The organism is Pseudomonas sp. G5(2012), from assembly GCF_000408945.1.
GTDB lineage: Bacteria > Pseudomonadota > Gammaproteobacteria > Pseudomonadales > Pseudomonadaceae > Aquipseudomonas > Aquipseudomonas umsongensis.
The window spans coordinates 1-6,010 of the sequence record NZ_APIO01000180.1 but is presented as its reverse complement, the minus strand read 5'-3'; the positions used below and the strand labels follow the sequence as shown (position 1 = coordinate 6,010).

At 61.8% G+C, this 6,010-nt stretch carries 6 protein-coding genes and 1 pseudogene; 3 read left to right on the top strand and 4 right to left on the bottom strand.

The window, feature by feature from the left end; all coding sequences use genetic code 11:
* A pseudogene (locus tag PG5_RS31910) lies at positions 1–215 on the top strand (bifunctional heptose 7-phosphate kinase/heptose 1-phosphate adenyltransferase); the annotation flags it as partial.
* A 108-nt stretch (positions 216–323) separates the two neighbouring features.
* On the opposite strand, the gene PG5_RS31905 reads toward PG5_RS31910, so the two are convergent.
* The 4 genes from PG5_RS31905 to PG5_RS31890 are packed head-to-tail and all read right to left on the bottom strand — an operon-like array spanning position 324 to position 3,703.
* On the bottom strand, positions 324–1,292 hold the full coding sequence (locus tag PG5_RS31905) for a hypothetical protein (RefSeq protein ID WP_020801209.1): 969 nt from the start codon (positions 1,290–1,292) through the stop codon (positions 324–326).
* Between the two features lie 33 nt (positions 1,293–1,325).
* Positions 1,326–2,138 carry an aldo/keto reductase gene (locus PG5_RS31900; RefSeq protein ID WP_020801208.1) on the bottom strand — a complete coding sequence of 271 codons (813 nt, stop codon included), beginning with the start codon at positions 2,136–2,138 and terminating at the stop codon, positions 1,326–1,328.
* Positions 2,135–3,310: an FAD-binding oxidoreductase gene (locus tag PG5_RS31895; RefSeq protein ID WP_020801207.1), complete on the bottom strand. Its 1,176-nt coding sequence runs from the start codon at positions 3,308–3,310 to the stop codon at positions 2,135–2,137. The genes PG5_RS31900 and PG5_RS31895 overlap by 4 nt, the downstream gene beginning before the upstream one ends.
* A 60-nt stretch (positions 3,311–3,370) precedes the next feature.
* Positions 3,371–3,703, bottom strand: a complete 333-nt coding sequence (locus tag PG5_RS31890; protein WP_008055699.1) for a multidrug efflux SMR transporter — start codon at positions 3,701–3,703, stop codon at positions 3,371–3,373.
* A 104-nt stretch (positions 3,704–3,807) separates the two neighbouring features.
* Between PG5_RS31890 and PG5_RS31885 the strand changes: the two genes are divergently transcribed.
* Positions 3,808–4,722, top strand: coding sequence for a LysR family transcriptional regulator (locus tag PG5_RS31885; protein WP_020801206.1), 915 nt, complete (start codon positions 3,808–3,810; stop codon positions 4,720–4,722).
* A complete protein-coding gene (gene waaA / locus PG5_RS31880; protein WP_020801204.1) occupies positions 4,715–5,992 on the top strand; it encodes a lipid IV(A) 3-deoxy-D-manno-octulosonic acid transferase in 1,278 nt (425 codons plus the stop codon). The genes PG5_RS31885 and waaA overlap by 8 nt, the downstream gene beginning before the upstream one ends.
* The last annotated feature ends 18 nt before the right edge of the window (positions 5,993–6,010 follow it).

Sequence of the window (6,010 nt, the reverse complement as noted above, 5' to 3'; positions counted from 1 at the left end):
CCGTCGATTGGGTGATCAGCTTCGCTGAGGGCACGCCGGAGAACTTGCTGCGCGAGGTGAAGCCGGATGTGCTGGTCAAGGGTGGGGACTACGGGATTGACCAGGTGGTCGGTGCGGACATCGTGACCGCTTACGGCGGGACGGTGAAAGTGCTGGGGTTGGTGGAAAACAGTTCCACGACTGCCATTGTCGAGAAGATCCGCAAGTCCGAATGACACAGCCCTTCTCCTGATCATTCCCACGCTCTGCGTGGGAATGCCACTATGGACGCTCTGCGTCGGCTGTTGGGGCGCTCTGCGTCCCGGGCTTGCACGTGGGAACGATCAGGGGCGCGCAGCCTTACGCGGTACTATCTTCTTCAGCAGTTGCTTGGCCTTGCCACGCAACCGCGCCAATCCCGAATCCTTCGTTGGCGGCGTCAAGCCCTGCTGCCGTACCCAGTCTTTCCAGCGAATCCGCTCATCTTTCACCAGCCAACCTTCCTGCCTGGCAAAGCTTTCGGCCAGGTACAGTCCACGGGTGCTTGCTGGGTGCAGTTGATCCTTTTTCAAGGTGTAGAGCTCGGCCAAGGGATGGCCATCCTTCAACGGCATCAGGTACAGATCCGGGCGCTTGCGATCCAGGCGGGCCACCAGTTGATCGCCTTCCAGTCGTTCGTCGACGTGAAACAGGCTCAGGGATTTGGCTTCCTTGGGGACCTCCAGGCGTAAATCGTAAATCAATTGCAGCGATGCGGTCGGCAAGTGCACATAGGCCCGAGGCCGTTCGATCAGTGGCAGGTTGGCGCAGCGCACCGGACGCGCCGAGCCGGACAGCGGCGACAGGCGAAACGGCAGGGCTTCGCGGTAGTGCAGTGCGCTCGAATAGGGGGCGGGTAACCAAGTGTCGTTGAAGCGCCCACCGAGCCAGCCTTCCGGGGTTTCCAGCAGGCACTCTTCGGCGATTTCCTGAATGGCGGTGTGCAGCGGCAAATTCAGCTCATGGGCGGGCACGTAGCCGGAAATCAGCTTGAGCACCACGTCGCCGCGATCCTGCCGCCGTTGACGCACCAGCACCCAGTAATCGCGATTCTGCCAATGCAGTGTCAGGCGTACAGAGACCCCAAGGTTGGCCAATTCAAGGGAAAACCGTTCCTTATCGGCGACGCTCACCGGGCGTCGACGCTGCAGGATCTGGGCGAAATTCAACGGTCTCCCGACGCTCTGATAACTCAGGCCTTCGGGAGTCGCTTCGACGAATAACGGCAGGGTCTTGAAGTTGCTCGGGTTCTTTCTAATGAGCGTACGCGGCATGTCGGCTCCTGCTTTAGGCCGCGTGAGGCGGCATCAGTTGCTACGTAGGACCTGGGCAACGGTCGCCACGTTATGGGCGAGGTGCAGCGGATTGATCGTTCCAACGATAGCGCTGGCCACACCGGGATGTTCGAACAACAATTGGAAACTGGCGCGCACCGGGTCCACCCCTGGACTCAGGCACACATGACCGCTGGCGAGGGCTTTTTTGACCAGAATGGCTTTGCCATGAGCAGCAGCATAGTCAATGACCGCTTTTTCGCTTTGCTCGTTCAGATTGTAGGTGACCATTGCGCAATCACCTTGCTCCAGCGCCTTCAAGCCGCCTTCGACTGTCTTGCCGGAAAAGCCAAAGCCACGGATCTTGCCTTCGGCCTTGAGCGCGGCGAGCGTGGCATAAACTTCGCTTTCAGCGAGGATCGCCAGGTCGTTGCCGTCGGAGTGCACCAGCACCAGGTCGATGAAGTCAGTCTCAAGGCGTTGCAGGCTGCGTTCGACAGAAAAACGGGTGTGCGCGGCGCTGAAGTCGTGACGGGACAGGCCGTCGGTAAACTCTTCGCCGACCTTGCTGACGATCACCCAATCCTGACGCTGACCACGCAACAACGGGCCAAGGCGCTCTTCGCTGCGGCCATAGGCCGGCGCGGTGTCGATCAGGTTGATTCCCAGGTCGCGCGTGAGCTTGAGCAACATCCGCGCTTCATTGTCGTCGGGGATCTGGAAGCCATTGGGGTACTTCACGCCTTGGTCGCGGCCGAGTTTTACCGTGCCCAGGCCCAGGGGCGATACCAGCAGGCCGGTGCTGCCCAGGGGACGATGCAAGTCGTGCAGAGTCGGTTGGCTCATGGCAGCAATTGCTCCCAGGCCGGGATGGCCATCGGCGGTCTTGGCAGTGGCGGCAAAGCGGTGACAGGACCCGGTTGAATGCCATCGCGGTCAAGGCTGGCGATGACGCGGTCGGCGAAGTCCGGCGCCAGGGCCAGCTTGGTTGGCCAGCCCACCAGAAGGCGACCTTCCTCGGCCACGAAGGCGTTGTCGGGACGTGTCAGCCCCGATTGCAGTGGTTCCGCACGGTCTACACGCAACGTTGCCCATCGCGCCGTGCTGAGGTCGATCCATGGCAATAACTGGCCAAGTTCTTTCTGTGCGGTGGCGATTTGTTCGGCCGGCTCACGATTCACGCCTTCGGTTTCGGCGATATCGCCGCCCAGGTACCAGACCCACTGGCCATCGGCCGCCGGGTGCGTGGTCACGGTAATGCGTGGTTTGGTTCCACCGCCCAGGCAATGGGCGTAAAGCGGTTTGAGGCTTGGGCCTTTGGCGATGATCATGTGCAGCGGGCGACGTTGCATGGCGGGCTGGGTCAGCCCCAACGCTTCGAGCAACGCCGCGGTTCCGCCTCCGGCGCTCAGGACGATGCGTTGGGCGCGGATTTCGCGCTCGTCCACCTTCAGGCCAACCAGCACGCCACCCTCCAGCAGCGGCTCGATCTTCTGGCCGGCGAGCAGGCCATCGCCCGCGAGGTCGGCCAGGCACTGGATCAGGCTTGGTACGTCGATCACCAGTTCCGCCAGGCGATAGACCTTGCCCTTGAAGCGTTTGTCCTGGAGGGCCGGCGGCAGTTGATCGCCCTTGACCTGATCGACGCGACCGCGCACGGCTTTGCTGGCGAAGAAGCTGGTGAGGTTGCCGGTGATCGTACCCGGGGACCAGAGGTAGTGCGCCTCGGACAGCAGGCGCACACCCGAAAGATCCAGTTCGCCATTCCCGGCCAGGGCTTCGCGCCAGCGACGCGGCATGTCGGCGATGGCTTCCGAGGCACCGGTCAGGGCGCCATGCAGAGCGTACTTGGCGCCACCATGGATGATGCCCTGGGACTTCACACTTTGCCCGCCGCCGAGGCTGGCGCTTTCCACCAGTACGGTCGAGAAGCCCTGGCGACGCAGGCGCGCATTCAGCCAGAGGCCGGCAACACCAGCGCCGACAATGAGAACGTCGGTGGAAATAACGGATGGCATGCAGCGACCTCAGTGTTCAAGACGAGGTCGCAGTATACAGAGCTCAGACGATCTTTTTCCTCAATGCCCTGCAGTCTTGGAGAACAGCTGAATCACCACAACCCCCAGCACAATCATCGCCATCCCCAGCATTGCCGGCACATCCAGCTTCTGCCCGTAGATGAACAACGCCGCGACGCTGACCATCACGATGCCCATGCCGGCCCATACCGCGTAAGCGACGCCCACCGGCACGCTGCGCACCACCAGGGTCAGCATCCAGAAGGCGATACCGTAGCCGACGATGACCAGCAGCAGCGGCAACGGCGTACTGAAGCCCTTGACCGCTTTCATCGAAACAGTGGCAATCACTTCGGCGCAGATGGCAATGGCCAGGTAGTAGTAAGCGGTCATGGTTCAATCCTCGTATGAAGTGTTGCTTGCTGAGTTCGGCATTCTAGAGATTCTCCAGATGCGGTAAAGTCATTACCTATCTGTTCAGAAGATGGGTTTGCCCTATGCAATGGAATCTTGAACAACTGCGGCTTTTCGTCGGTGTGGCGGAGCAGCGTTCGTTTTCTGCCGTGGCACGGGACCAGCGCAAAGCCCAGTCGGCGGTTAGCAGCGCGATTGCACTGCTGGAGGAAGACCTGGGCGTGAACCTGTTCGATCGCAGCAGCGGTCGCCAGCCGAAACTCACCGAGGCCGGCAACGCTTTGCTGGAAGAAGCGCGTGAAGTGCTGCGCCAATGCGAGCGCCTCAATGGCCGGGCGCTGGCGATGATGCGCGGCCAGGAAGCTCGCTTGCGCCTGGCACAGGACGAGGCCATGCCGTACCAGCCGGTTATCGAAAGCTTTGAAGCCCTGGCGGAAAAATTTCCCAGCCTTGAAGTGCAACTGACCAGCGCCGCCCAAGGCGATGTGGCGCGCAAACTGGTGGAGCGGCGGGCCGACCTGGGGTTGTTGTTTTATCACGATCAAATTCCTGAAGCCCTGGAACGGCGGGTGCTGGGCAGCGTTGAGATGGTCACGGTGTGTGGCGTCGGGCATCCGTTGGCGGCGAAGGCCGAAGTGAATTGCCAGGAACTGGCGCAGCATCGCCAGCTGCTGATGTCCACGCAGTCCAGCATTTACCCCGGCAGCGAACCGGCCAGCCCGCAGGTCTGGCGGGCCGACAGTTTTTACGTGATGGCCGAATGGCTGGTACGCGGCCTCGGCTGGGCCTGGCTGCCGCGGCACGTGGTGCAGTACTCGGCATACCAGGGCTTGATCGTCGAATTGGCCAGCGAATGGACCCCGCCGGCCTTGGTGGTTGAGTTGGTGTGGCGCCGCGATGAGCCACTCGGGCCGGCCGCTCAATGGTTGGCGGAGCGTTTTGCCGTGCATTTGCAGGCTATCGGTGAAAAAACCGATAAACTCCGCCGCCATGAATAGAACTCTCTACACCGCGCTGTTTTACCTGGGGCTGCCATTGGTGGCGATTCGTCTGTGGCTGCGCTCGCGCAAGGCACCAGCCTATGCCAAGCGCATCGGCGAGCGTTTCTCCTACGGGATGCCGACGATGAAGCCCGGTGGGATCTGGGTACATGCGGTGTCTGTGGGCGAAAGCATTGCCGCCGCGCCGATGATTCGGGCCTTGCTGCAGCGTTACCCACAACTGCCGATCACCGTGACCTGCATGACGCCGACCGGCTCGGAGCGCATCCAGGCGTTGTTCGCCAACGAACCGCGCATCCAGCACTGCTATTTGCCGTACGACTTGCCGTGCGCCGCCAAGCGTTTTCTTGATCGGGTCCGGCCGAAGCTGGCAGTGATCATGGAAACCGAGCTCTGGCCCAACCATATCCATCAATGCGCCAGGCGGGGGATTCCCGTGGCCCTGGCCAATGCTCGACTGTCTGAACGTTCGGCCAGGGGCTATGGCCGCTTCGGTAAGCTGACCGGGCCGATGTTGGGCGAGATGAGCCTGTTCGCGGTGCAGACCGAGGCCGAGGCCCAGCGTTTTCGTGAGTTGGGTGCGCGGGCGGAAACCGTTGAGGTCACCGGCTCGATCAAGTTCGACCTGACCATCGATCCGCAACTGTTGCAACGTGCAGCCGAGTTGCGCGGGCAATGGCAGGCCTTGGAACGCCCGGTGTGGATCGCCGCCAGTACCCATGATGGCGAAGACGAGGTGGTACTGGCGGCCCATCGCCAGTTGCTGGCGAGCCATCCCGACGCCTTGCTGATTCTGGTGCCGCGCCATCCCGAGCGTTTCAATGCGGTATTCGAACTGTGCCGCCAGCAGGGTTTTGCCACGGTGCGGCGTTCCAGCGCAGAAGCGGTCACCGCCGCCACATCGGTGCTATTGGGTGACACCATGGGCGAACTGTTGTTTCTCTACGCCCTGGCCGACAGCGCATTCGTTGGCGGCAGCCTGGTGCCTAATGGCGGGCATAACCTGCTTGAGCCGGCGGCTTTGGCCAAACCGGTGCTCAGTGGCCCGCACCTGTTCAACTTCCTTGAAATTGCCGCGCAGTTACGCAGTGCCGGCGCATTGCAGGAGGTTGAGGATGCACAAGGGCTGGCGGTGGCGGTGCAGCGGCTGTTCGAATTTCCGCGGGATGCGCAGCGGATGGCCGAGGCGGGGTTGAAGGTGATGCGCACCAATCAGGGGGCGTTGCAGCGGTTGCTGGATGGATTAGGCCGTTTAATTGACCGCTAACCTGTAGGAGCCGGCTTG

Excerpts from the sequence above, each read along its gene's own strand:
- PG5_RS31905 (WP_020801209.1), bottom strand. The coding sequence starts at position 1,292 with ATGCCGCGTACGCTCATTAGAAAGAACCCGAGCAACTTCAAGACCCTG.
- PG5_RS31900 (WP_020801208.1), bottom strand. The coding sequence starts at position 2,138 with ATGAGCCAACCGACTCTGCACGACTTGCATCGTCCCCTGGGCAGCACC.
- PG5_RS31890 (WP_008055699.1), bottom strand. The coding sequence starts at position 3,703 with ATGACCGCTTACTACTACCTGGCCATTGCCATCTGCGCCGAAGTGATT.
- waaA (WP_020801204.1), top strand. The coding sequence starts at position 4,715 with ATGAATAGAACTCTCTACACCGCGCTGTTTTACCTGGGGCTGCCATTG.
- PG5_RS31885 (WP_020801206.1), top strand. The coding sequence starts at position 3,808 with ATGCAATGGAATCTTGAACAACTGCGGCTTTTCGTCGGTGTGGCGGAG.
- PG5_RS31895 (WP_020801207.1), bottom strand. The coding sequence starts at position 3,310 with ATGCCATCCGTTATTTCCACCGACGTTCTCATTGTCGGCGCTGGTGTT.